The sequence below is a fragment of the Stenotrophomonas sp. STEN030 genome (assembly GCF_056759995.1).
Genome location: NZ_JBRREB010000011.1, coordinates 28,945 through 52,412, shown reverse-complemented (window position 1 = coordinate 52,412; position 23,468 = coordinate 28,945). Strand labels below are relative to the sequence as shown.

Below are 23,468 nucleotides of genomic sequence, written 5' to 3'. Positions count from 1 at the left end.
CGGCTTACGCCGCTCCCACAACACGCGATGATCCGCCGGTGCCGGGCTACGTTGCTTGCGCGAATACGAAGAAGCCGCCGATTCACATCGGCGGCTTTTCTGTATCAATCGCGGCTTACTTCCAGTGATCTTCCAGCTGCTGCGGTTTGCAGGCAAACCACGCGCCGGTCAGCAATACGCCTGAGCAGCAGGCGAGGAAGGCAAACGACCATGCCCAGCCATCGCTCATGCCGTGCAGCCAGCCGAACAGCAGCGGTCCAAGGCACGCCAGGCTGTAACCAACGCCCTGCATGAAGCCCGATAGCGCCGCCGAACCGGCCTGGCTGCGCGTGCGCAGGTTGATCAGGGTCAGGCCAAGCGGGAAGGTTGAGGGGCCAAGGCCGGCGATCACCGCCCACAGCAGGGGCGCGCTCATCGGCGCCCACAGCAGGCCTGCGAAGGCGATCATGTTCAACACGAACACCATCACCGCGATCGGGAATGGGTTACGCATGCGCACTGCCAATGCCGGCACCAGTAGCGAGGGCAGCAGGCCGATCGCCGAGTACACCGCGACCATCACGCCACCAAAGGACTCGCTTGCGCCTGCTTCCACCATAACTTTGGGTAACCAGGTGAACAGCGAATACGTGCCCAGCGAGGTCATGCCGAACATCAATGCCATGCCCCAACCCAGTTGCGTCTTCCACACGCGGCCGGGGGCATGCTCGATGCTGGTGGTGGTTGTTTCCGCACGCGGTGCATTGCGTGCCAGCAGGATCCACGGCAACAACGCAGCCATCGACAACAGCGACCACATGCCCAGCGAGATGCGCCAGTCGAACTGATCGGCCACCGGTACCGCCAACAATGCAGGCACCATCGTGCCGGCCTGCAACACGGATATGTAAATCGTGCTCAGCGTGCCCACGCGGTCGGCGAAGTAGCGCTTCACCAGCGGCGGCACCACCACATTGCCCATGCCCATGCCGGCCAGCGCGACTGCCGAACCGAGCAGTAACATGCCGACATCGTTGGCGAAGGCGCGTAGCAGCAGGCCGATGGTAGCCAGCACCATGGTCAGCACGGCGGTGCGTTCCAGGCCGATGGCGCGGGTGATGCGTGGCGTGGCCAGACCGAACACGGCAAAGGCGGCGGTCGGCATCATGCCGAGCACGCCGGTCATGGTGCTGCCGAAATCGAACACGTGGCCCAGCCGGTCCAGCAACGGGGTCAGCGAGGTGACGGCGCTGCGCAGGTTGGCGGCGACCAGGACGATGGCGGCAAACGCCAGCAGGCGGCCCTTGAGCAGGGGGTGCCGGATGAGGGACTGGGCGGGCGTGGACATTGCTTACTCCGACGCGGTGGGTGGCGTCGTTTGAAACCCACCAAAAACAAAAGCCGACCAGAGGCCGGCTTTTGTCAAATTGGTCGGGGAGACAGGATTCGAACCTGCGACCTCTACGTCCCGAACGTAGCGCTCTACCAGACTGAGCTACACCCCGAAGGAGCCGCCTATGATAGCGGTGAACCTCGTGCCCTGCAAGTTCTTTTGTTCAGCCAGCGCTGCCTGCAAGGCGTGGTGCGTTGGCTGCCGGTAACTGTGTACCGCCGAATAAAAAGCCTGGACAACGTTGCCGTTATTCCAGGCTTTTGTTCCGACCCTTTGGTCGGGGAGACAGGATTCGAACCTGCGACCTCTACGTCCCGAACGTAGCGCTCTACCAGACTGAGCTACACCCCGCGAAGGGAGCCGGAAAGATACGCTCAGTCCGGCGTTTTGGCAATACCTTCACGCAAGTTTTCAGCGCTTTGCATCGATCTTGTTTGCTTCGCGCGCTTCAAACCACATGCCGTTGAGGATGGCGACCGTCGCAGCGAGGCCCGCACCCAGAATCCAAGCGAAATACCACATGAGTTGTCTCCTTAGTGTTTTGGTTGCGGATCAGTAGGCGTTCGGGTTTTCACCCATCTCTTCAAGCGTGGTCTTGCCCTTCATGACGCGGTACACCCAGGTGGTGTAAGCGATGATGAGTGGCAGAAAGATCACGGTGGCCAGCAGCATCACCCACAGCGTCAGGTGGCTGGAGGAGGCGTCCCACACCGTCAGGCTGGAGACCGGGCTGGTGGAGGAGGGCAGCAGGAACGGGAAGATCGCAAAGCCAACGGTGAGGATGATGCCGGCGATGGAGGCACCCGAGGCGAGGAAGGCCAGACCACCACGACGCTTGCGCAGCAGCACCGCGCTGGCCAATGCGCCCAGCAGGCCAACCACCGGCGCCAGGATCGTGGCCGGCATGGTGCTGTAGTTGTGCAGCCAGCCACCGGCCGGGGACAACTCAGCCGTCTTCAGCAGCGGATTGCTGGCGCCATCGGTCACGATCTGCGAGGTGATCTGATAACCCGGCAGGCCGAAGGCAACCCAGGCACCAGCAAGTGCGAACAGTACGAACGATGCAATGGCGGCGATGCTGCCGATCTTTGCCGAACGCTCAGCGACAGGACCATTGGTCTTCAGCACCAGCATTGCCGCACCGTGCGACACGAGCATCGCCACGCTGACCAGACCAGCCAGCAGCGCAAACGGGGTCAACAGGCCGAGCAGGTTGCCGGTGTAGAACACGCGCTGGGTGTCGTCGAAGTGGTACGGCACACCCAGCAGTACGTTGCCAACCGCCACGCCCATGATCAGCGCCGGGATGAACCCGCCGACAAACAGCGCCTTGTCCCAGTTGTTGCGCCAGCGTTGGGTCGGCATCTTGCTGCGGTACTTGAAACCGACCGGGCGCAGGATCAGTGCGAACAGGATCAGGAACATCGCCAGGTAGAAGCCGGAGAAGCTCACCGCATACAGCGGTGGCCAGGCGGCGAAGATCGCGCCGCCACCGAGCACCAGCCACACCTGGTTGCCTTCCCATACCGGGCCGATGGTGTTGATCACCAAACGGCGCTCTTCATCGGTCTTGGCCACGAACGGCAGCAGGGTGCCAACGCCAAGGTCGAAGCCGTCCATTACCGCGAAGCCGATCAGCAGGATGCCCAGCAGCAACCACCAGATCACGCGTAGCGTCGTGTAGTCCAGAAGAATGAATTCCATGAGTGTTCTCCTGCCTTATGCCTGGCCGTTGCCAGAGGCATTGGCGTGGTTGGTTGCGACGGCCGACTGCTGCAGCGAAGGCAGGATTTCGTCCGGGCCCTTGCGGATGGCCTTGAGCATCAGCTTGACTTCGATCACCAGCAGCACCGTGTACAGCGCGGTGAAGCCGACCAGCGTTGCCAGGATTTCGTAGACGGCCAGGCCGGAAGCTGCATAGAAGGTCGGCAGCACGCCATCAACGGCCCACGGCTGACGGCCGTACTCGGCGATGAACCAGCCGCATTCGATGGCGATCCACGGTGCCGGCAGCGACCACAGGGCAACCCGCAGGAAGGTGCGCTTGTGCTCGAAGTTGTTGCGGCAGGAGTAGTAGAAGGCCAGGGCGAAGAAGCCAATCATGTAGATGCCCAGGCCGACCATGACGCGGAAGGTCCAGAACAGCGGGCCAACCGTCGGCACCGTATCCAGCGCAGCCTGTGCAATCTGCTCAGGGGTGGCGTTCTCGATGTCGTCGCGGTAACGCTTCAGCAGCAGGCCGTGACCCAGATCCTGCCAATGGCGGTCGAAGACCTCGCGGGCTTCCACGTCGTTCTTGTCGGCGCGGATGCGCTCAAGCGCGGCGTAGGCAATCTGGCCGCCCTTGACGCGACCTTCGGCCTGCTTGACCAGGTCCAGGATGCCCGGGATCTCTTCATCCAGCGAACGGGTGGCGATCAGGCCCATCACATATGGAATCTGGACTTCGAAGTCGTTGCGCTGTTCCTGCTGGTTCGGGATGCCGAATGCAGTGAACGGTGCCGGTGCCGGGTGGGTGTGCCACATGCCTTCGATGGCGGCCAGCTTCATCTTCTGGTTTTCTGCCGTGGCGTAACCGGATTCATCACCCAGCACAGCGACGGAGATGGACGCCAGCAGGCCGAATGCCGAGGCCACAGCGAACGAGCGGCGGGCAATGTCACGGTGCTTGCCACGCAGCATGAAGAAGGCCGAGATCGACATCACGAACATCGCACCTGCCACATAACCGGCGGAGACGGTGTGCACGAACTTGGCCTGGGCAACCGGGTTCAGCAGCACGGCGGCGAAATCCACCACTTCCATGCGCATCGTTTCCGGGTTGAACACCGCACCCACCGGGTACTGCATCCAGCCGTTGGCGATCAGGATCCACAGTGCCGACAGGTTGGTGCCCAGCGCCATCAGCCAGGTCACGGTCAAGTGCTGCACCTTGGACAGGCGGCCCCAGCCGAAGAAGAACAGACCGATGAAGGTCGCTTCCAGGAAGAACGCCATCAGGCCTTCAATGGCCAGCGGTGCGCCGAAGATGTCACCCACATAGTGGCTGTAATAGGACCAGTTCATGCCGAACTGGAACTCCATCACGATGCCGGTACCCACACCCATGGCGAAGTTGATGCCGAACAGCACGCCCCAGAACAGGGTCATGCGGCGCCAGACATCCTTGCCGGTCATCACATAGACGCTCTCCATGATCGCGATCATGAAAGAGAGCCCCAGCGTGAGCGGGACGAAAATGAAGTGGTACATCGCGGTCAGCGCGAACTGTAGACGTGACAGTTCTACGACTGTTGAGTCGATCATGGCCTGGCTACCTCGTGGGAATTGGGCGTCATGGAGTGGCTGGGAGGGGTTCTATGGCAGCGATACTCCCCGTTCAGGCCTGCCAATGCCTTGATCTGGATCAATGTGGGCTGGCTGTCCAACGCCGATCGTGCAGGGCCGGCAGGCTGGGTACGGCTTGCTTACAATCACCTGGTTCTCCTTCACCTGAGTTGTCAGTCTTGAGCGAAGTTCCACATTCCAACGCGGTGCAACAGCAACGCCGCGTACAGCAGCAGTGGCTGGCGGCTCTGGCGTCCGGAGCCCGGTCGCAGCAGCGTTTGGCGGCCGTGGCCGTCTGTACTTCAGGTGCGCTGCTGATCGTGCAGGCTGGCGCCATTGCCTGGCTGATCCAGAGCATAGTCGTGGAACGGCTGAATTGGGTACAGGTAATTCACGGTTTCTGGATATTGGCGGCCGTGCTGGTGCTGCGCAGTCTGCTGGGCGGGGTCGCCCAGACCGCCGCCGGCAAGGTGGCCGACAGCGCCAAGCTGGCCCTGCGAGAGCAGGTGTATCGGCGTTTGATGGCGCGTGGGCCGCTGTGGCTGCGGCGTCAGCGCACTGGCGAGCTGGGCGAGCTTCTGCTGTCACATGGCGACGCGATCGAGGGCTATTACGCCGGATTCCAGCCGGTGCGGGTGGAAGTGGTGGTGGTGCCGCTGCTGATTGCCGCCGCCGTGGCCTATGTGGACTGGGTGGTGGCGCTGATCTTCCTCTTCACCGCGCCGCTGGTGCCTTTCTTCATGATGCTGGTGGGCTGGGGGGCCGAGGCCGCCGGTCGGGCACAGCTGGGCGAGCTGGCGCGCATGAGCGGTCACTTTGCCGATCGCATCAAGGGCCTTGGCCTGTTGCGCCTGTACGGGCGCGGTGAAGCCGAGCTGGAAGGGATTGCCGCCGCCGCTGATGGCGTGCGCGAGCGCACCATGAAGGTGCTGCGTATCGCCTTCCTGTCCTCGACCGTGTTGGAATTCTTCGCCTCGGTCAGCGTGGCGATGGTGGCGCTGTACCTGGGGTTGAGCTATCTGGGCCTGATGTCGCTGCATTCGGTGGTGCCGACGCTGGGCACCGGTATGTTCTGCCTGCTGTTGGCACCGGAGTTCTATGCGCCATTGCGGCGCCTGGCTGCGCATTACCACGACCGTGCCAATGCGTTGGCGGCAGCGGCCGAAGTCGAGCGCCTGCTGGCTGACGATCAGGATGCTGCTGCGGCGACTTCCGTCGCTGCGTCCCTGGTAGCGCCGGAACCGGCACAGCTGCATGCGCCCCTGGTCTCGGTGCGCAATGTCGTGCTGCGCCCGCAAGGTGCTGCCCATGACGTGTTGAAGGACTTCTCGCTGGAGATCGGCGACGGTCAGCGCCTGGCTCTTATCGGTCCCAGTGGCAGCGGCAAGAGTACCTTGCTGGAAGCCCTGGCCGGCTGGCTGCCGCCGCGCGAAGGCCGCATCGTGGTCCGCGACGGTGTGCGCATCGCTTACGCCGGCCAGCGCCCCTACCTGTTCCACGGTTCGATTGCCGACAACCTGCGCATGGCCGATCCCGCAGTGAGTGCTGCGCGGCTGCAGGCGGTGGCTGAAGTCGCACAGGTGATGCGTTTCGCCAAGGATCTGCCGCTGGGCTTGAACACCGTGATCGGCGAACGTGGATTCGGCCTGTCCGGAGGCGAGGCGCGGCGTATAGGGCTGGCGCGGCTGTTGCTGCTGGAGCCGGATCTGTTCCTGCTGGACGAGCCCACGGCATTTCTCGACCCGCAGACCGAAGCGGATCTATTGCAGGCGCTGGCCGCACATACCCGTGGCCGCACCGTGCTGATGGCCACTCACAGCGAGGCGGCGATGCGTTGGGCTGACAAGGTCATCGATCTGCAGGATTGCGTGCAGGCTGAAGTGCAGGGAGAGCGCGCATGAGCCCGCAGACGATGCGCGATGTATTCAAGCGGCATCGCTGGCGGCTGGCGCTGGCGACACTGCTGCTGTTCACCACGATGGTTGCCGGTGTTGGTTTGTTGGGCTTGTCCGGTGGCTTTCTTACCGCCGCGGCGCTGGCCGGTGCCTTGGGTATGGGCAGTACCTTCAATTTTTTCTCCCCTTCGGCAGGCATCCGCGGGTTGACGATGGCGCGCATCGCGTCGCGCTATTTCGAAAAGCTGGTCGGCCACGACGCGACCCTGCGGATTGCCCGTGACCTGCGCGTGTGGTTCTTCCAGCGCGCACTGCCATTGGCGCCGGCGCGGCTGGGCAGCAGCCGTACCGGCGAGCTGTTGGCGCGGCTGATCACCGATATCGGCGAAGTCGACGGTTTGATGGTGCGTGCCATCAGCCCCTTGTTGGCCTTGGCGGGTATCGCACTGGCAACGGTTGCGGGAGCGGCGCTGATCTATTGGCCAGCGGCGTTGCTGTTGCTGATGCTTGCTGTATTGGTGGGCATTGGCGTGCCGGTGTTCGCGGTGCGTCGCGGCGACGCGGTCGAGGCCGAGCGCGCGCAACAGCGCGCCAGTCTGCGCACCTTGGCGTTTGAAGGCTTGGAGGGCGCAGCTGATCTCACCGCCTTGGGTGCCCGCGATGACTGGGTGTTGCGTGTGGATGCAGCAGCGCAGCAGTTGGCGCGCAGCGATCAACGCCGTCGTGGCCGTCTGATCGGTGGCAACGTGTTGCATTCGACACTGGCTGGGCTCGGCCTGTTGGCGATGCTGTGGCTGGCGTTGACGGCGTTCCAGGCTGGCAAGGTGGAAGCGCCATTCGCCGCAACGCTGGTGTTCCTGACCGTGGCGCTGCTGGAAGTCGCAGCGGGCAGTGGCATCGCCTGGCAGGCCCTGCAGTCGGCTCGGGTGGCCGGCAAGCGTCTGCGGCAGATTGTCGATCAGCCGCCGGCCGTGCGAGAGTCTGCGCAGCCGCGCGCGATGCCAGTCGGCGCGGCTGCGGTTGCGTTCGAACAGGTGGTGTTCGCCTGGCCTGGCGAGACGCGGCGTTTGCTGGATGGCGTGGATCTGCAACTGGCACCGGGTGATCGCATCGCCATTCGTGGCGACAGCGGCTGCGGAAAGACCACCCTGTCCGCGTTGCTGCTGCGGCTATGGGACCCGCAGCAAGGAGCAGTGCGCTTCGGTGGCGTCGATCTGCGTGAGTTCGCCCAGGACGATTGGTACCGGCAGATTGCCTGGTTGCCGCAGGGCGCGCCGGTGTTCGCTGGCAGCATCGCCGAGAATCTACGGCTGGGTGATCCACAAGCCAGCGATGAAGCACTGTGGGTGGTGCTGGCGCAGGTGCGCTTGAGCGATTGGGCGCAGCAACAAGGTGGGCTGGGGGCGTGGGTAGGCGAGAACGGTGCCACCATGTCGGCGGGTCAGGCGCGGCGTTTGGCCTTGGCGCGTGCCTTGTTGCGCAACGCACCGATCATGGTGCTGGATGAGCCGACCGAAGGCTTGGACGTGGATACCGCGCATGCCTTGCTGCTCGATCTGGCAGCGGCGCTGGGCCAGCGCAGCCTGTTGATGATCACCCATGACCGACTGCCGGAAGGTGTGGTGCAGCGTGAGTACCGGCTGCAGCAGGGGCGGTTGAGCCTGCAGTAGCCTGCACGGAGCCGGGTCTGCCGGCTTCGATGCAATCAAGGCTGCGGCGGGAAATCGCGTGCCTTCAGCGAGCTTTGTTGCCACGCCAGAGTTTGAAGCCGTAGGCGACGATGCTGGCTACCGGCACGGTAACCATCGGTCCGAACAGGAAGGCCAGGCCATCCTGCGCATCGTGATGGCCAGTTACATCCCAGACAAAGCGCAAACCAAGATAGGGCGCGAGCAGGCCGCCGAGCACGGCGGCAAACAGCACTGCAAGCCAAGTGCGCCGGCACATGGCGCCGGCTGCCAAGCCAATGCCGATGCTGACTGCTGCTGCGACCAGCCAGAAAGTCATGATGGATTCCTGCTATGCGGAGTGTTGGTCGGGTTGGTCATCATTAAGGCTCACTGCATGGGCTGGCGGATGATGGTTTTCCACTTCTCCGGTGCAGCCCTTCTGATGTCGGTCAGGTAGATCTCATGGTGCTTGCCGCGCAATGCGGATCGTTCGCCGATGAAGGTATGCACGCGCTCGATCGTCGGGCCTTCGTCGGCGAAGGGGCCGATATGCAGGATCTGCGCGCAGCGTCCTTCATGAAAACTCTCGAAACGCAGCTTTGACAGGGCGGCAAGCGACTTCTTCTGCAAGTTGACGATCGCGGATTCCACGTCCTTCTCGCACACTTCCGGCGGCTGCATGATCATCATGGTCCACTGCCAATGCTGCTTCTCATCGCGTTGGAAGGTCGCCATGTCATCGGCCCACCACAATCCCTCCAGCGGCATTACGGCGTAGTCCAGCCGTTCGGATTTCTTGAGCGCGAACTTGATGGTGTAGGCAGTAGAGAACAGCGCTTCCACAGCGTTCTTGTAGTCAGGCGAGAGGTTTGGATTGCCTGCGCCATCAATCATCAAGAAGTTGAATACCGGCACATCGACCTCGTCGACGACCTTGGCCGAAGGTTGGTAGAGCTGCTTCAACTGACGCTTGAGATCGATCTTGTCCATGGATACTCCTGGATCGGCTGATACAAGGCGGTGGCAATGCCGGGCATCGGCGGCTCTTCAGCGAGCGCTTCCGTCCACATAGGGCCGCGATTGCAGGATGAGTATGTCATCGCCAACAACTGCCCACTCGATGTCCTGATCGACACCGCCCAGCGCCTGTTTTGTTCGGCTGCCAACTGCTGCCAGCCTGGCGATCAAGGCGTCGGTCAACACTTGGCGAGAGCCGGTCAGCGGCACCTCGCGCACACCGCCGCTGGCATTGGCGACCAACTGGGTGTCTTCGGCTGAGCGGCTGAGGACCTGCACGGCCTTGGACCAGTTTGAGTACATCACCTGTTCGGCTTGCCGCTTGCCTTCCACTACGCGGATGCCGAGGCCGCGCTTGGCCGAAATGTAAGTGATATGGCGACGTGCTGCATCAAACGGGTCGCGGGTGATCATCACTCCGGAACTGTCCGACGGCGCCGCCAGCTGCACCAGTACCGCCATCGCTACCGCATCCTGGCCAAGGCCGGCGGCGCGGCGTGCTTCGTAGGCCTCGAAGTTGTAAACCGACGCCCACACTGTCCGCACCGCACGCAGCAGCGCCTCGGCATCGATCACGTTGGGCACGGTCGTATACAGGCCGGCACCGCTGAAATTCGGCAGGTCTTCCGAGTTGGAAGAGCTGCGTACGAACACGCCGCGTCCCTGCAATTGGTTCTGCCACTGCGACTGCAGGCTGCGGACCAACGCCGGGTCCGGCGCTGCGCTGCTGATCTCAGCCCGCAGCGCGCTGAGTGCGTCACGGCGGGTCTTGGCATCGCTGGCAAAGCTGGGTTGCCGCTGCAACGCGGCCAGCCGCTCATTGATGCGCAGTTTCTGCATCGCCGATTGGTAGTACGAGAAGGGGACGCAGAATCCGTCCGGGACCCGCGCAGACGGCGGCAGTGCGGATTTTAACGTACCTAGATTTGCTGCCTTGACCCCACAGTGACTGCTATCCCTGGCACGAAGTGACGAAAGTGGCTTCAGTGCGGTTACCGATACGTCGGGTCGCGGCAGATTGCGCACGGTGACCTGTGTGGTTCTGGAGGGCCCGCTGGCCGGGCGAAGGGCAGGCCGCACCTTGTAATTGTTGTTGGTGACTTCCAGCTCGATCCACTGTCCGTCGTATACGCGCAATGCGGCCTGCGCGTCGCGGACATAGACGTTGGGGATACGCCAACCCTTGGCCAGCAGATTCACGTGCGACAGCAGTGTCGAAGGGCGCTGGGTGACAAGGCCAGCTACCGGTGGCAGCGAGATCGGCACTTCATCCAGCACTACGATGTCCTGCGGCGATAGATCGCTTGCCTGCTCGACCGAGCGGATGACGCGCAGACGGCCCTGTGCGGTACCCGTGTTCAACGGCAGGAAGGACTGCTCACGCAGCAAGGCTTCCTGGGTGACGAAGGGCAAACCAGCCGTGCGCGCGGTTTGTTCGTGCAGGGTGGAGTTGGTCTTGAAGCGGATTGGCTCGTAGAACGATCCGCGCACCAGCTGTTCGGTCTGCCTGAGCAGGGCCGGTGTCAGTTGGTCGCCTTCCCAGAATTCATAGGTATAGCCCGGCAGATCGCGCTGCCAGCTGACGGTGCCGAACAGGAAGCGCCGCTGCGGGTCTTTGTATTGCGCGTTCAGGGTGGTCTTGTCCAGCTGCGGCAGAAGCCGCTCGCGGCGCACGAAGTTCTCGTGCAGCTCATGGCGCGGCGTATTGACGTAGTAGATGCGGGCCGGGTCGCGTCGATCGATGGTGAAGATCAGATGCGGCATTTCTAACGGCGTGCCGGGGTTGTAGACCCGCGCCAGACGCATGAAGTCATCACGGCTACCAATGCGCGACAGATGCGCCGGGGTTTGCGCACTGTCGGTGGCAACTGCTGCTGTACCTTGTCGGGCCTCGTAAGGCGAAGGCTTGCGCGCGGTTTGCGCCAGCGCAGCAGGAATCGCACTGAGCAGGAAAGCGCAGAAGACGAGACGCTGCAAACAAACGAGGCGCAGTGCGGGCTGCGTACGGGCTCGATCCATGATGCCGTGCTGGAGCTTGGGAAGGCAGATGATAAGCGACCGGCACCTGCTCCGTTGTGTGCCGGGGAGCTGTAACGCTGAAAGCAGTGCAATCCCATTGGTGTGATTTGCAGCGGCGCAGCCCGGTAAGCGTTGCGCCTCCGGGATGTGAGGCTCAGGTGATTTTCCGGTCGCCTGCCAACCAGCCGGGCGCGCTGCGCTTATCCTGGCTACGTAGATGCCAAGGGGCTCGGTTTACCGAGGAAGGCTCAGTTCTCCGCTGGCAAGCAACCAGATTGCGGCGATATTGAGCACAACCGTCAGCCAGAACACGAGCTGGAAGCTGGACTTGCTGGTTTTGTGGCGGAACAGGCCTTGGCCGATCAGTGCGCCCGGCCAGCCGCCGAGCAGTGAGATCAGGTGCAAGGTGTTCTCCGGGGTGCGCTGTTCACCACGGGCCGCTGCGCCCTTGTCGTAGAGATAGAAGCCCAGTGCAACGACGCTCATGCCGGCTATCACCGGCAAGGTCCAGTCAGGTACCAGCTTGGCAATCCACAATCCGAGTACGCAGAGCAGGGCGCATATGCCCAGCAGTACATGCGGCAAGCGGGCGGTAAGTGGGGCGCGCTTTGATTTGGAAGCCACGCTTTTGGCAGCGCTCGCCGAACGCACCGCGATGGCGTTGAGGCGGCCACGGTCGTCCTTGCGTAATGCATAGTTGATCAGCATGCCGTTAGCGGGCCGCTGCGTGCGCTGTTCGAAGGCCTTGATATGGACGAAGGCGCGGTCACCACCGCCGTTCGGAACCACGAACCCGAAACCCTTGTCATCGTTCCAATCCTGCAGTCGACCTTGATAGCGCATTGAGCTTGCCCCTGTTTGTTGCCGCTATTGCAGCGCAAACGTGAGTGGCTGTGAAGCCACTTTTCTGCACATGGGCTGTTTTTGTGGGAGCGGTGCGAGCCGCGAAGCTGGCATTGCTGAGGGCCTGGGAGCCTGTGCCATCTGATGATGTATCAGCTTCGCGGCTTACGCCGCTCCTACAAATGGGGGCATGCATTGATCAGGGCTCGTCACGAACCCGCAGGAAGCGCGGAAAGCGTGGCAGTCCGTGTACGGTCAGGCCGTTGTAACGGTAGGTCACTTGACTACCGATTGCGGGTGGATGGGCCCGCTGTGCATCACTCAGGCCGCTACCGATGCGAAACTGTGCGCCGCTGTCGCTGCGCATCAACAACGCGCCAACCATGCCGCTGTATTTTCCCTTGCCGGGGACATAGCCGATCACGCGCGCTTCGGCATCGTCATGCAGCTTGAGTTTGAACAGGCCGGTGCTGCGGCCGTCGCTGTAACGATTGTCTTGGTGATGAAGCATCAGTCCCTCGCCACCAGCCTGGACGATGCTGCGAAGGTGGCGATGCAGGCTTTCTGTATCGGGCAGGCGGCGTTGTTCTATGGCGAAGAGATAGGGATTTGGCTGATTGGCGACTATCCGGCTCAGTTGGTCTTGGCGCCGGGCAAAGCCGCCTGTGACGCTGGGCAGATCGAAGGCCATGAAGCGCAGCTTACGCCACTGCGCCTCGTCGACCGGGGTTCTGCGGATCAGCGCACTGGTGGCTTCAAACTGACCACGTGCCATCCACAACTCACCGTCGATCAGCTGCTTGGGCCAGCCTTGGGTAAACCAAGCGGGTGCCGCGATACGGTGGCCGGCGCGGGTCCAGAGTGCTTGGCCGTCCCAGCGCGCACGCACGCCATCGAGCTTCTCGCTGACCAGATACAGCGATACATCTGGTCCATCCTGCCAGCTGCTGGCCAACATCAACGGTGGCGCGGCAGCGAGCGCTGCCTTGAACGCGCTGCACAGGAAGAACAGCATAAGCAGGAGCAAACGCGACATGGTTGGCCTCCAGTGGTCGGAGGCTTCAGCGTGCTGCGTGCGCCGTGCAGGCAGCCATCAGCGGCCACCTGCATTCAAGGTCGGCGCGGTGTTTAAGCGGCTGTCGGCAGTGTCTGCAGGAACTGCGCTACGGCGGGGCCGAAGCGGTCGTAGTCCACCAGGAAGGCGTCATGGCCCTGCGGCGAATCCATGCCGATGAACTGGGTGTCCGCACCGCCAGCGCGCAGGCCGTCGGCGATCTGCTGCTGCTGTTCCACCGGGAACAGGATGTCGGTATTGGCGCCGATGGCGAGCGCACGTTCAACGCGGATCTTCGCCAAGCCGGCCAGTACATCGCCATCGGCGTGTTCGGCCAGATCGAACCAGTCCATGGAACGGCCGAGGTAGAGATAGCAGTTGGGGTCGAAGTGACGCACGAAACGACGCGCGTGGCCTTCCAGATAGCTCTCCACCTGGAACTCGAGGCCGAACGGATCTTCGTCGGTCTGGTCCGAGTCCAGCCGCACGCGGCCGAAGCGGCCGTCCCATTCCAGCGCCGAACGATAGGTGATGACGCCGAGTTTGCGCGCCATGCGCATGCCCGACTCGGGGTAATGCTGTTCGTCGTAGTCGCCGTTGTTCCATGCTGGATCGAGCCGGATTGCCTCGCGCTGCAGCGAGCGGATGGCGATCGAGAACGGCAGGGCGCGGGCGCTGCCGGAGATGTTGATATGGCTGCGGGCGATGCCTGGGTGCTGCAACAACACCGCCAGCGCAGTCATACCGCCCATCGAGTTGCCGATCAGGCAGGCCAGTTGCTTGATGCCGAGTGCGCTTACCACTTCGGCGGCGGCGTTGGCCACGTCTTCAATCGACAGCTCGGGGAAGGACAGTCTGTAGGTCTTACCGGTGGCCGGGTCCAGCGATGCCGGGCCTGTGGAGCCCTTGCAGCTGCCCAGTGAGTTGACGCAGATGACGAACCACCGGTCGGTATCAATCGGTTTGCCGGGACCAAGCATCGGCTCCCACCAGCCCGTGGCCGGGTTGTCGGCATTGCTGGCGGCGTGTGCGTCGGGCGACAGGCCGGTGACGATCAGGATGGCGTTGCTGGCATCGGCGGCCAGGCTGCCCCAGGTTTCGTAGGCGACATGGGCGCCGATCAGGCTGCCGCCGCGCTTCATCGGGAACGGCGAGGACAGCGCGTGGAAACGGCTGCCATCAGGAATGAATTCAGTCATCTGCCAATTTTAACGGGGATGCCGGGCGCATCTTCGCATGGATGATAACCAGTGGTTATCACGCTATTACGGTAATGCGGTTGGGGGCGCGGCAGCAGAGCGGCCTGGGGGCGCATGCCAACTCAGCCCTGCGCGCACCGGCAGATGGTCGGAGCCGATGTGGGGACCGCGCTGATGGAAGGTGCCGGCCAGTTGCGAAGAAACCAGCACATGATCGATGCCTACGCCGATCAGCCCGGCACCTTCGCTGGGATAGGTCGGGGCGCTGCCGGTGATGCGCAGCAGCCGGTGCCGTTGGGCTACGTACAAGGCGCTGGACCATGGTGTTGCGTTGAGGTCGCCCGCAACAATAAGTGCTTGGCTGGAGGACTGTCCAAGCTCGCGCAGCAAGCGATCGCGAGCACGGAACTTGCGCACCGCCATCGGCGGCTTGGGATGCACTGCGATGAGGCGTACCGATTGGCCCTGCAGATCGATTCGTGTTTCCAGGTGCAGGGCGCCGAGCGCATCGGTGTGAAGGTGTCGATCGTGCAGGGGCCGGTCGGACAGGATTCCGAGTCCGGGCGGAGAGGCTTGAGGGTGCATTGCTGCGTGAGGGAAGCCGCCGTTCGCTGATGCAGCCAGTTGCTCGGCATAGGCGGGTGAGAGCTCGGTCAGTACGACGATGTTGGCAGGGTGGGTGCGCAACCAGTCCAGTAGACGATGAGGGTCGCGTTGGTGGATGTTGACGTTGGCGACCACGACTACCAGCTCGGTAGGGTGCAGGGTTTCCGTGGCTGGACGGCTTGCGGTCAGCCACGGCAGTGCGGCAAGTGGCAGTGCCCACAGCCAACGCCGCTCGCTGATACCGATCAGATAGCAGCTCAAGGCCCATGCCACGGCGTACCAAGGTTGCCAATGGGCGAACAGGTCCAGCGCCCAAGCCAAGCCGTCATCACCAGGAAACCAGGCCCGCTGTAGGGGGAGCAGCATTCCCAGTAGGGCAAGGCCAGCCAGGCATCTCAGCGTCGGCTGCAGTGAGCGATGCATGGCGGTGGCGCGCTGCCATGGCCGGGGTTTGGAGTTGCTCTCGGTCAAGGCATCCAGGCCTGATGTCTCAGGGCTTGCTGCCGATCTGCAGATCCAGCGGAGCGTTTGCTGGTAGCTTCACCCTCACCGCAAGTGATTCCACGTCGTCTTGTCCGCGCATTGCGTTGCCACTGGCGGACAGGCGGGCGAAGACTTCCACTTCCTGCAGGTCGGACAGCTTCTGCGTGGGCATTGGGCTGTCGCCATCGTCGAGGGTGACGGTCAATGGCGCTGACTGTGCCGGGTGGCGTTCGACCGCAACCGGCATCGGCGGACCACCGGGGATACGGGCGATGACGAACACGGTCTCCTTGCCGGAGGCTGCGCGTGCGGCCAAGGCCGGTGCCAGCGTCACCGTTACGGTGATGCCTGAGCTGCTGGGCGATGCCGTTGCCGGGGCGCTGCCAGCAGTGGTGCTCGGCGTCTTGCCACGGGCGATATCGATCTGTGCTTGCAGTGCGGTGGCGGCTGCGGGCTCCAATCGGGACAGCAGGCTTTCCCAGGTCTGCGCGGCTTGTTCGTTCTGTCCTTGTTGGCGTTGGACGATGCCGGTTAGCCAGATCACGCGCTCGTTGTCCGGTGCGATCTGGCGGGCGCGGGCTAGCCACTGTTGCGCGGTGGCGTCGAACAGGAACTTGGGGTCAGCTTGGGCGCGGGTCTGTGCGGCTTCGAGCAGCAGGCCCGGCTCGTCCGGTGCCAGTTGTGCGGCACGTTCGTAGGCTGCAGCGGCATCGGCAACCTTGCCGATCTCCAATTGCGAGCGGGCCAGCAGCACCCAGCCGTCGACGCGCTCCGGGTTCTGCTTCAAGGCGTCCTGCAACTGGGCGATGCCTTCCTCGATGGTCTGCGGTGCTGCTGCGGCTTCAGGTTGCGGCTGCATCGCTGCCGGGGTGCCCAGCAACTGGTACAGGCCCAGCGTGGCGACCAGCGACAGCGCAACCAGGCTGCCCCAGATCCGTCGTTTGCCGGCGCGCCACAACGGCCACAAGGTGATGCCGGTGGCCACTATCGCCAGCACTGCAGCACCAGGCAGGAACCCGGCATTTACCATTCGCGTTCTTCCTGACTGGTGTCGTCATTGCCGGCAACGGGAACGGCGCGGCCACGCCGCCGCACGTACACAATCAACAACACGCCGCCGGCCAGCAACAGCAGGCCCGGACCAAACCAGAGCAGGGCGGTGCCGGCTTCCAGCTGCGGGCGGTACAGCACGAACTCGCCGTAGCGGTCGACCAGGAATTGCTTGATCTCGGTGTCGCTGCGGCCTTCGTGCATCAGCTTGAGTACTTCGCGGCGCAGGTCGTGGGCGATCTGGGCGTCGGAGTCGGCCAGCGATTGGTTCTGGCATTGCACGCAGCGCAGTTCGGCGGTCAGTGTGTGGAAGCGCACTTCCTCGGTGCGGTCGCGGTACTGCAGTGGACTGGGGTCGCCGGCAGGCTGTGCGCTGGCACTGAAAGCCAGGCACATCCACAGCAACACACCAGCCCAGGCTTTCATCGGGCGGCTCCCAGATCCGGCGCGCCGTGTTTGCCACCGGCGGCGGCTTCCACCTTCTCCAGTGCCGGAATCAGCTGTTCGTCCATGACCTGTTGGGTGATGGCGCCGCTGTACTTCCAGCGCACGATACCGCTGCCATCGACCAGGAACGTCTCCGGCGCGGCGGCGATGCCCCAGTCCAGTGCGGTGCGGCCTTCCTGGTCGGCCAACACCACCATGTAGGGATTGCCCAGCTGCTCCAACCAGCGCAGTGCTTCGCTGGGTTCGTCCTTCCAGTTGTAGCCGATCACCCGCACGCGTTTGGTCTCGGCGAAGCGGGTGAGGATTGGGTGTTCGTCGCGACAGGTTGGGCACCAGCTGCCCCAGACGTTGAGCAGATAGGGGGCGCCACGCAGCTGCTTGTCGGTGACGTGCACGCTGGGGTCATGCAACACCGGCAAGGAGAATTCCGGGGCAGGTTTGCCGATCAATGCGGACGGCAGGCTGTCGCGATCGGGCTTGCCGGAGCGGCTCACGCCATACAGCATCAAGCCCATCAGGCCGAGGAAGAACAGCGCGCCAAGGACGATGGCGACCGGCGGCAAGCGATGCTTGGGTTTGGATTCGGGTGATGGATTAGTCATTTCGATTTCTCAGGCAGCCGGCGGAAACGGCGGTCGACGGCGGTAATGAAACCGCCCAGCGCCATCAGCGCCGCACCAAGCCAGATCCAGCGGACAAAAGGTTTGATCTGTACGCGCACGGCCCAGGAGCCGTTGCCCAGTGATTCTCCCAGTGCAACGTAGATATCGCCACCCAGGGCGGGGTGAATGCCGGCTTCGGTCATCGGCTGGCCGCCGCTGGCATACATGCGCTTTTCCGGGTGCAGGCGGGTAATCAGAGTGTCCCCGCGCAATACCTGCAGGTGGCCGCGGTCGGAGTGATAGTTGGGGCCGTCGGTAGCATCCACACCTTCGAACAGCAGCGTGTAGCCGCCAGCGTCGATGGATTTGCCCGGTGCCAGCGCGACTTCATGCTGCACATGCAGGGCTTCCACCAGCAGCGCACCGACCAGGAACACAGCGACGCCGAAGTGGGCGATCAGCATGCCCCAGGTTTCGGCATTGAGCCGGCCGCTCTTGCGCAGCCGCGTCCACAGGTAATAGCCGGTGCCGCCAGCGACCCATGCAGCACCAGCAATACCGATGCCGGTCTTGAATTTGCCCTGCGGTGCCATCCACCAGCCGATGATGCCCAGTACCACCGCCAAACCAGCCCACGGTGCCAGCAGTGCCAGCGTGCGCAGGCCTTGCTCGCGCTGCCAGCGACTGAGCGGGCCAAACGGCAACAGCACGATCATCGGTGCCATCAGCAGAACGAACAGCGTGCCGAAGTAAGGCGGGCCCACAGAGACCTTGCCCAGATCCAGCGCATCGGCCAGCAACGGATACAAGGTGCCGAGCAGCACCATGGCACAGGCGCAGCTGAGCAGCAGGTTGTTGGCCAGCAGCAGACTTTCGCGCGAGTTGAGCGCAAAAGCGCGGCGCGGATCGGCGCTGTTGCCGCCGATGCCGGGCGCACGTATCGCATAGAGCAGCAGCGAGCCGCCGACCACGATGCCGAGGAAGATCAGGATGAACAGGCCGCGCGAAGGGTCAGCGGCAAACGAATGCACGCTGGTCAGCACGCCCGAGCGCACCAGGAAAGTGCCGAGCAGGGACAGCGCAAACGCGGCGATCGCAAGCAGCAGGGTCCAGCCGACAAACACACCGCGTTTTTCGGTGGCCGCTTGCGAGTGCAGCAGGGCTGCGCCAACCAGCCATGGCATGAAGCTGGCGTTCTCCACCGGGTCCCAGAACCACCAGCCGCCCCAGCCGAGCTCGTAATACGCCCACCAGCTGCCGAGCGCGATACCGATGGTCAGAAAGCCCCAGGCTGCATTGGTCCACGGCCGGGTCCAGCGCAGCCAGCGCACGTCGATGCGACCGTCAATCAAGGCTGCAATGGCGAAGGCGAACGGCACCGCGAAGCCGACGTAGCCCAGATACAGCAGGGGCGGGTGAATGATCAGCCCCGGGTCCTGCAACAGCGGGTTGAGATCGTGGCCTTCGCTTGGTGCCGGCAGCAGGCGCGCGAACGGATTGGAGGTAAACAGCAGGAAGGCGAGGAAGCCGACGCTGATCATGCCCATTACCGCCAGTACCCGCGCCATCACCTCGGGCGGCAGTTGGCGCGAGAACGCGGCCACCGCAGCGGTCCACAGCGCCAGTACCAAGGACCACATCAGCAGTGAACCTTCGTGCGCTCCCCATACCGCCGAATAGCGGTAGATCATCGGCAGCAGCGAGTTGGAGTTGTCGGCGACATAGCGCAGCGAGAAATCCTGACGGACGAAGGCAATCGTCAGCACCACGAAGGCGGCCAGCACCGTGCTCAGCTGCAGCATCGCCGCTGGGCGTGCGATCGCGGTGAGCGCTGGAATGCCGCGCTGGGCGCCGATCAGTGGCAGGACGCTTTGCAGCAGGGCTGCCAGCAGGGCGAGGATCAGTAATACCTGTCCGATTTCACCGAGCACTCAGGGCGTTTCCGTAGTTGGGGTAGTGGCCGGGACCTGATGCTTGTCGTGCGCCACGCCCATCTTGTCGGCCAGCTCCTTGGGCATATAGGTCTCGTCGTGTTTGGCGAGCACGTCTTCGGCGACAAACACGCCGCTGGCCATGCGCCCGGTGGCGACCACCGCCTGACCTTCACGGAACAGGTCGGGCAAGATGCGATCGTAGGTGACGGGCAGCATGGCGTCGCCGTCGGTGACCTCGAAGCGCGCCAGCAGCGCACCGGGTTCGCGTTTGAACGAGCCCTTGGCAACCATGCCGCCCAGCCGGAAGCGCGCGTCCGGGGCGACCTTGCCAGCTTTGACCTCGGCCGGCGTGTACAGATAGGCGATGTTGCGTTGCAAGGCGGTGCTGACCAGAGCGACGGCTGCGCCTGCTACCAGCAGCGCCAGCAAAACCCATAACAGGCGACGGCGCTGGGTCGGGCTCATCGGCTCAGTTCCTCGTCAGCCGGCGCTGCGGCGGTGCGGCTGGCGCGGTTGAGGCGTGCGCGTGCCTCGCGCAATTGCTGGCGGATCTGCAGGCGCGGAACGATGAAGTCCCAGGCCAGTACGATGAAGAACACGGCGTAGGCCAGTGCGACGTATTTGAAATAGGTCATGCCGATTTCTCCAGCTTCTCGCGCAGCCAGGCCTTGCCAACTTCGCGGCGCAGGTTGTCGGCACGGGCGCGCGACAGCAGCGAACCGACGAACCAGAACTTTGTAGCCAGCACCATGATCCACAACGGCAGGATCATGCTGCTGTCCATGCTGGAGTCGCCGAACACGCGGATGGTCTGGCCTTGGTGCAGCGAGTTCCACCACACCACCGAGTAACGGATGATCGGCAGCATCACCACGCCGACAATGGCCAGCAGGCCGGCGGCGCGGGCGGCGGCGCGGCGGTCATCGATGGCGCCGTACAGGCCCATCACGCCCAGGTACATGAACAATAGAATGAGCTCGGTGGTCAGACGCGGGTCCCAATCCCACCAGGTACCCCACATCGGCTTGCCCCAGATGCTGCCAGTGAGCAGGGTGATCAGGGTGAATGCAGCGCCGATGGGCGCGCAGGCCATGGCCAGGATCTCGCAGAGCTTGATCCGCCAGATCAGTGCGATGGCGCTGTAGAAGGCCATCAGTCCAAATACAAACAGGCTCATCCATGCCGAAGGCACGTGGATGTACAGGATGCGGAAGCTGTCGCCTTGCTGGTAGTCAGCCGGCACCACTGCCAGCGCCTGCCACAGGCCGAAGCCGAACAGCGGCAGCGCGGCGATATAACACCAGGTGGACCAACGGGCGGCGAAGGTGTCGAAGTAGGGCGGTGAGCCCAGCTTGTGAAACCAACCAACTAAACCTTTGAACATCCGCTCGCTCGCTGAGGAAGACGATGACCAGACCGCGTTCAGCGGCCCGACCGGCTGGGCGGTGCGGCTGCACCACCGTTGCTGTTTTCAGACTAACGCAAGATACCGCAAATTCAGAAAACCGGCGGGGAGTGGCAGGGCTGCTTGGGGGCGGCTTCCTCGATCGTCGGAGCAAGGTCCATGAAGCTGCAGAAAACGGCGGCGGTGCAGGCGACGTGTTGCAAGGGCCAGTGGTCGTGGCGGCGTTGCTGGCGTTGCCAAGGACTGGTCACAGACACGTCTACAGACAGATGCTGCAGATTTGGGGGCGTGGCCGATTCGCGGCCAGCTCATCGGCTCAGCTTCGCGGCAGCGCGCCGGCCATGAACAGGCGTACGGCCGCACGAGCCTGCTCCTGCGCACGGGGTAGGTCACTGGCAACCACGCGGCCATTGACCGAGCGCAGGATCAAACCGCCGATTACCACCATGTAGAAGAAGTGCGCGGCTTGTTCGGGGTTTTCGATGTGCATGCGCCCCGCAGCTGTTTCGCGGGCGAAGTACTGGCTGAGCAACACTTCCATTGGTGCCACGCCATGGGCATGGAACCAATCGCGCAGCCCGGGTTGGTTCATCCCTTCGGAGATAACCACGCGATGGCAGGCCAAGCGAGCGGGCGAGAGGACCTCCTCAGCCATCTGGCTGGCAGCTTCTTCCAAGGCTTCGGTAGGCGGCAGCGGCGATTGCAGCAAGGTGTCCAGGCTGCGGCCGAAATCATTGATGCTCTGTTCCATCAAGGCATGGATCAGGCCTTCCTTGTCGCCAAAGGCGCGGTACAAGGTGGCCATCGAGCCGCCTGCGCGTTTGACGATGTCCGCAAGTCGCGCGGCTTGATACCCCTTTTCGTTGAAGACTTCGGTAGCGGCTGCAAGAAATTTTTCGACGCGCAGCTCGCCACGGCGTTGCAGCTCGACCACGGGACGGGGCGGCAAGGTAGGTTTGTCTACGCTCGGAACTTCCGTGTGGGGCCGCTCAGCCATGTGCTTGGTTCAGTTTGTGAAGTCAGCGTCAAGAATAGCGCTGTTTTGCGCTCAGGAGTTGGCGATGCGGATTGCCGCTGCCGCAGTCAGTGGGGCGAGCACCGCGCTGACCAGTAAGCCGGCCGCCAACATCAGCAGCGCACCACTGGCATCAAAGCCCTGCGCCGCTGCCGCCACCGCGCCGGCGCCGAACACCAGTACCGGCACGTACAGCGGCAGAACCAGCAGCGCCAGCAGGATGCCGGCGCGGCGCATGCCCACGGTCAAGGCCGCGACCACCGCGCCGAGCAGGCTCAACAACGGCGTGCCAAGTGCCAGTGCGGTGATCAGCACCGGCAGCTGCTCGCGTGGCAGGTGCATCAGTTCGGCCAGCAACGGGCTGACCAGAACCAGTGGAAACGCGGTGGTCAACCAGTGCGAGAACACCCGCACTGCGACCAGCCAGGCCAGCGGCACCGGCGACAGCAGCCATTGCTCCAGCGAGCCATCTTCGGCATCGCTACGGAACAAGGTGTCCAGCGACAGCAGGCCGGCCAGCAGAATCGACAGCCATAGCACCGCAGAGGCAACGCTCTGCAGCAATTTTGGGGCGCCGCCTAAGGCCAGTGCGAACAATGCAACCACCAGCAGCGCAAACAGGATCGGCTGCGCGGCATCGCCGCGGCGACGCCATAGCAGCTTCAGGTCGCGGGCCAGCAGGGCGCGGGCAGCGGAGAGCAGGGTTGGCTGCGGACCGGCCAGGCTCATGCCGCGTCCTCCTGTGCTGCCTGGCTGGCCAAGGTGAGGGTGCGATTGCGTACCGGTGGTGCCGCGTAGGCACCGTGGGTGGTCACCAGCGCACCGCCGCCGCCGCGCAGGTGCGCGGAAATCATCCGGTTGACCAGGTTGATCCCATCCAGATCAAGGTTGGCGTAAGGCTCGTCGAGCAGCCAGATCGGTGCCGGTGATAGCCAGATCCGGGCCAGTGACAGGCGCTTCTTCTGGCCAGCTGACAATTGCCGGACCAAGGTGTCCTCATAGCCGGCCAGGCCGACGATGGCCAAGGCGTTGCCCGGCATCTGCCGCGCGCGGCGGCCCTGCAGCCCGCACAGGAAATGCAGGTTTTCCAGACAGCCAAGATCCTGCTTGAGTGCGGTGAGATGACTCAGGTAGGCGATATAGCGGGAACGATCAGTGCTGTTGGCAGGCCGCCCGTCAATCTCGATCCGGCCTTCGTCCGGGCGCAGCAGTCCAGCCAATACGCGCAACAGCGTGGTCTTGCCTGCGCCATTGCTCCCTTGCACCAACAGCGCTTCGCCTGCATCCACATGCAGGTCCAGCGGCCCGAATACCGGATCGTCATTGCGGGTGAAACGCAGGCCGCGTGCGTCGAGCAGCGGCGGGATGTTTGCAGTTTCAATCATCGGATCGGGCGCTTCCGTCCTTGGGAGGTGGCGCAGGCTGGGCAGCGCATCGGGGCGCGCAGTATAGCGCCGGGCCGCGGCTGTCCTGCGGCGCGCGGGCACGGTTCCGGTGGTTGATTGGGAGGCCGAGACTGTCGGCTTTGCG

The 23,468-nt window shown here is 63.6% G+C and carries 23 protein-coding genes and 2 tRNA genes; 2 read left to right on the top strand and 23 right to left on the bottom strand.

Annotation, left to right across the window (positions count from 1 at the left end; translation table 11 throughout):
- Positions 1 to 115: 115 nt before the first annotated feature.
- From ACVOLR_RS05845 to ACVOLR_RS05820, 6 genes are all read right to left on the bottom strand, one after another.
- Positions 116 to 1,327, bottom strand: coding sequence for a CynX/NimT family MFS transporter (locus tag ACVOLR_RS05845; protein WP_481535597.1), 1,212 nt, complete (start codon positions 1,325 to 1,327; stop codon positions 116 to 118).
- Positions 1,328 to 1,407: 80 nt separating this feature from the next.
- A tRNA-Pro gene (locus ACVOLR_RS05840) sits at positions 1,408 to 1,484 on the bottom strand.
- A 162-nt stretch (positions 1,485 to 1,646) separates the two neighbouring features.
- Positions 1,647 to 1,723: transfer RNA gene (locus ACVOLR_RS05835), tRNA-Pro, on the bottom strand.
- Between the two features lie 60 nt (positions 1,724 to 1,783).
- The gene (gene cydX / locus ACVOLR_RS05830; protein WP_282269734.1) at positions 1,784 to 1,894 is read right to left on the bottom strand and encodes a cytochrome bd-I oxidase subunit CydX; all 111 of its coding nucleotides are present in this window, start codon (positions 1,892 to 1,894) and stop codon (positions 1,784 to 1,786) included.
- Between the two features lie 30 nt (positions 1,895 to 1,924).
- A complete protein-coding gene (gene cydB, locus ACVOLR_RS05825; protein WP_481535596.1) occupies positions 1,925 to 3,076 on the bottom strand; it encodes a cytochrome d ubiquinol oxidase subunit II in 1,152 nt (383 codons plus the stop codon).
- Positions 3,077 to 3,091: 15 nt separating this feature from the next.
- Positions 3,092 to 4,678 carry a cytochrome ubiquinol oxidase subunit I gene (locus ACVOLR_RS05820; RefSeq protein ID WP_481535595.1) on the bottom strand — a complete coding sequence of 529 codons (1,587 nt, stop codon included), beginning with the start codon at positions 4,676 to 4,678 and terminating at the stop codon, positions 3,092 to 3,094.
- 200 nt (positions 4,679 to 4,878) lie between these two features.
- Between ACVOLR_RS05820 and cydD the strand changes: the two genes are divergently transcribed.
- Together cydD and cydC are read left to right on the top strand one after the other, a co-directional pair.
- The gene (gene cydD, locus ACVOLR_RS05815) at positions 4,879 to 6,600 is read left to right on the top strand and encodes a thiol reductant ABC exporter subunit CydD (protein ID WP_481535594.1); all 1,722 of its coding nucleotides are present in this window, start codon (positions 4,879 to 4,881) and stop codon (positions 6,598 to 6,600) included.
- Positions 6,597 to 8,264 carry a thiol reductant ABC exporter subunit CydC gene (gene cydC / locus ACVOLR_RS05810; protein ID WP_481535593.1) on the top strand — a complete coding sequence of 556 codons (1,668 nt, stop codon included), beginning with the start codon at positions 6,597 to 6,599 and terminating at the stop codon, positions 8,262 to 8,264. Before cydD ends, cydC begins: the two co-directional genes overlap by 4 nt.
- Positions 8,265 to 8,328: 64 nt before the next feature.
- Here the strand turns inward: cydC and ACVOLR_RS05805 are convergent, their stop codons facing one another.
- The 17 genes from ACVOLR_RS05805 to ccmA all read right to left on the bottom strand — a co-directional run bounded on the left by ACVOLR_RS05805 (position 8,329) and on the right by ccmA (position 23,323).
- Entirely contained in the window at positions 8,329 to 8,601 is a 273-nt protein-coding gene (locus ACVOLR_RS05805) for a hypothetical protein (protein ID WP_481535592.1), read from the bottom strand.
- Between the two features lie 50 nt (positions 8,602 to 8,651).
- Positions 8,652 to 9,254, bottom strand: coding sequence for a GyrI-like domain-containing protein (locus ACVOLR_RS05800; RefSeq protein ID WP_481535591.1), 603 nt, complete (start codon positions 9,252 to 9,254; stop codon positions 8,652 to 8,654).
- 57 nt (positions 9,255 to 9,311) lie between these two features.
- Complete coding sequence (locus tag ACVOLR_RS05795; protein WP_481535590.1) at positions 9,312 to 11,258, bottom strand: PEP/pyruvate-binding domain-containing protein; 1,947 nt, start codon at positions 11,256 to 11,258, stop codon at positions 9,312 to 9,314.
- A 276-nt stretch (positions 11,259 to 11,534) separates the two neighbouring features.
- On the bottom strand, positions 11,535 to 12,143 hold the full coding sequence (locus ACVOLR_RS05790; RefSeq protein WP_481535589.1) for a DUF1294 domain-containing protein: 609 nt from the start codon (positions 12,141 to 12,143) through the stop codon (positions 11,535 to 11,537).
- Between the two features lie 199 nt (positions 12,144 to 12,342).
- A complete protein-coding gene (locus ACVOLR_RS05785) occupies positions 12,343 to 13,179 on the bottom strand; it encodes a DNA ligase (RefSeq protein WP_481535588.1) in 837 nt (278 codons plus the stop codon).
- Between the two features lie 92 nt (positions 13,180 to 13,271).
- On the bottom strand, positions 13,272 to 14,396 hold the full coding sequence (gene metX, locus ACVOLR_RS05780; RefSeq protein ID WP_481535587.1) for a homoserine O-acetyltransferase MetX: 1,125 nt from the start codon (positions 14,394 to 14,396) through the stop codon (positions 13,272 to 13,274).
- 66 nt (positions 14,397 to 14,462) lie between these two features.
- Positions 14,463 to 15,323: an endonuclease/exonuclease/phosphatase family protein gene (locus tag ACVOLR_RS05775; RefSeq protein ID WP_481535586.1), complete on the bottom strand. Its 861-nt coding sequence runs from the start codon at positions 15,321 to 15,323 to the stop codon at positions 14,463 to 14,465.
- 169 nt (positions 15,324 to 15,492) lie between these two features.
- On the bottom strand, positions 15,493 to 16,515 hold the full coding sequence (locus ACVOLR_RS05770) for a tetratricopeptide repeat protein (protein WP_481535585.1): 1,023 nt from the start codon (positions 16,513 to 16,515) through the stop codon (positions 15,493 to 15,495).
- The gene (locus ACVOLR_RS05765; protein ID WP_481535584.1) at positions 16,509 to 16,961 is read right to left on the bottom strand and encodes a cytochrome c-type biogenesis protein; all 453 of its coding nucleotides are present in this window, start codon (positions 16,959 to 16,961) and stop codon (positions 16,509 to 16,511) included. Before ACVOLR_RS05765 ends, ACVOLR_RS05770 begins: the two co-directional genes overlap by 7 nt.
- Positions 16,958 to 17,584 (bottom strand): DsbE family thiol:disulfide interchange protein, encoded by a 627-nt coding sequence (locus ACVOLR_RS05760; protein WP_481535583.1) that lies wholly within the window; start codon positions 17,582 to 17,584, stop codon positions 16,958 to 16,960. The genes ACVOLR_RS05765 and ACVOLR_RS05760 overlap by 4 nt, the downstream gene beginning before the upstream one ends.
- Entirely contained in the window at positions 17,581 to 19,515 is a 1,935-nt protein-coding gene (locus ACVOLR_RS05755) for a heme lyase CcmF/NrfE family subunit (RefSeq protein ID WP_481535582.1), read from the bottom strand. Before ACVOLR_RS05755 ends, ACVOLR_RS05760 begins: the two co-directional genes overlap by 4 nt.
- Positions 19,516 to 19,983 (bottom strand): cytochrome c maturation protein CcmE, encoded by a 468-nt coding sequence (gene ccmE, locus ACVOLR_RS05750; RefSeq protein WP_481535581.1) that lies wholly within the window; start codon positions 19,981 to 19,983, stop codon positions 19,516 to 19,518.
- Entirely contained in the window at positions 19,980 to 20,153 is a 174-nt protein-coding gene (gene ccmD / locus ACVOLR_RS05745; RefSeq protein ID WP_481535580.1) for a heme exporter protein CcmD, read from the bottom strand. Before ccmD ends, ccmE begins: the two co-directional genes overlap by 4 nt.
- On the bottom strand, positions 20,150 to 20,902 hold the full coding sequence (gene ccmC, locus ACVOLR_RS05740; RefSeq protein WP_481535579.1) for a heme ABC transporter permease CcmC: 753 nt from the start codon (positions 20,900 to 20,902) through the stop codon (positions 20,150 to 20,152). Before ccmC ends, ccmD begins: the two co-directional genes overlap by 4 nt.
- A gap of 337 nt (positions 20,903 to 21,239) precedes the next feature.
- On the bottom strand, positions 21,240 to 21,872 hold the full coding sequence (locus ACVOLR_RS05735) for a TetR/AcrR family transcriptional regulator (RefSeq protein ID WP_481535578.1): 633 nt from the start codon (positions 21,870 to 21,872) through the stop codon (positions 21,240 to 21,242).
- 99 nt (positions 21,873 to 21,971) lie between these two features.
- Positions 21,972 to 22,667, bottom strand: coding sequence for a heme exporter protein CcmB (ccmB, locus tag ACVOLR_RS05730; RefSeq protein WP_481535577.1), 696 nt, complete (start codon positions 22,665 to 22,667; stop codon positions 21,972 to 21,974).
- Positions 22,664 to 23,323, bottom strand: coding sequence for a heme ABC exporter ATP-binding protein CcmA (ccmA, locus tag ACVOLR_RS05725; protein ID WP_481535576.1), 660 nt, complete (start codon positions 23,321 to 23,323; stop codon positions 22,664 to 22,666). Before ccmA ends, ccmB begins: the two co-directional genes overlap by 4 nt.
- Positions 23,324 to 23,468: the final 145 nt, after the last annotated feature.

Bases quoted from the DNA above. Each gene is read 5' to 3' on its own strand.
- ACVOLR_RS05800 (WP_481535591.1), bottom strand. From the start codon at position 9,254: ATGGACAAGATCGATCTCAAGCGTCAGTTGAAGCAGCTCTACCAACCT.
- ccmA (WP_481535576.1), bottom strand. From the start codon at position 23,323: ATGATTGAAACTGCAAACATCCCGCCGCTGCTCGACGCACGCGGCCTG.
- ccmB (WP_481535577.1), bottom strand. From the start codon at position 22,667: ATGAGCCTGGCCGGTCCGCAGCCAACCCTGCTCTCCGCTGCCCGCGCC.
- cydC (WP_481535593.1), top strand. From the start codon at position 6,597: ATGAGCCCGCAGACGATGCGCGATGTATTCAAGCGGCATCGCTGGCGG.
- cydB (WP_481535596.1), bottom strand. From the start codon at position 3,076: ATGGAATTCATTCTTCTGGACTACACGACGCTACGCGTGATCTGGTGG.
- ACVOLR_RS05765 (WP_481535584.1), bottom strand. From the start codon at position 16,961: ATGAAAGCCTGGGCTGGTGTGTTGCTGTGGATGTGCCTGGCTTTCAGT.
- metX (WP_481535587.1), bottom strand. From the start codon at position 14,396: ATGACTGAATTCATTCCTGATGGCAGCCGTTTCCACGCGCTGTCCTCG.
- ACVOLR_RS05805 (WP_481535592.1), bottom strand. From the start codon at position 8,601: ATGACTTTCTGGCTGGTCGCAGCAGCAGTCAGCATCGGCATTGGCTTG.
- ACVOLR_RS05845 (WP_481535597.1), bottom strand. From the start codon at position 1,327: ATGTCCACGCCCGCCCAGTCCCTCATCCGGCACCCCCTGCTCAAGGGC.
- ccmD (WP_481535580.1), bottom strand. From the start codon at position 20,153: ATGACCTATTTCAAATACGTCGCACTGGCCTACGCCGTGTTCTTCATC.
- cydX (WP_282269734.1), bottom strand. From the start codon at position 1,894: ATGTGGTATTTCGCTTGGATTCTGGGTGCGGGCCTCGCTGCGACGGTC.
- ACVOLR_RS05820 (WP_481535595.1), bottom strand. From the start codon at position 4,678: ATGATCGACTCAACAGTCGTAGAACTGTCACGTCTACAGTTCGCGCTG.
- ccmE (WP_481535581.1), bottom strand. From the start codon at position 19,983: ATGAGCCCGACCCAGCGCCGTCGCCTGTTATGGGTTTTGCTGGCGCTG.
- ccmC (WP_481535579.1), bottom strand. From the start codon at position 20,902: ATGTTCAAAGGTTTAGTTGGTTGGTTTCACAAGCTGGGCTCACCGCCC.
- ACVOLR_RS05760 (WP_481535583.1), bottom strand. From the start codon at position 17,584: ATGACTAATCCATCACCCGAATCCAAACCCAAGCATCGCTTGCCGCCG.
- ACVOLR_RS05790 (WP_481535589.1), bottom strand. From the start codon at position 12,143: ATGCGCTATCAAGGTCGACTGCAGGATTGGAACGATGACAAGGGTTTC.
- ACVOLR_RS05785 (WP_481535588.1), bottom strand. From the start codon at position 13,179: ATGTCGCGTTTGCTCCTGCTTATGCTGTTCTTCCTGTGCAGCGCGTTC.
- ACVOLR_RS05770 (WP_481535585.1), bottom strand. From the start codon at position 16,515: ATGGTAAATGCCGGGTTCCTGCCTGGTGCTGCAGTGCTGGCGATAGTG.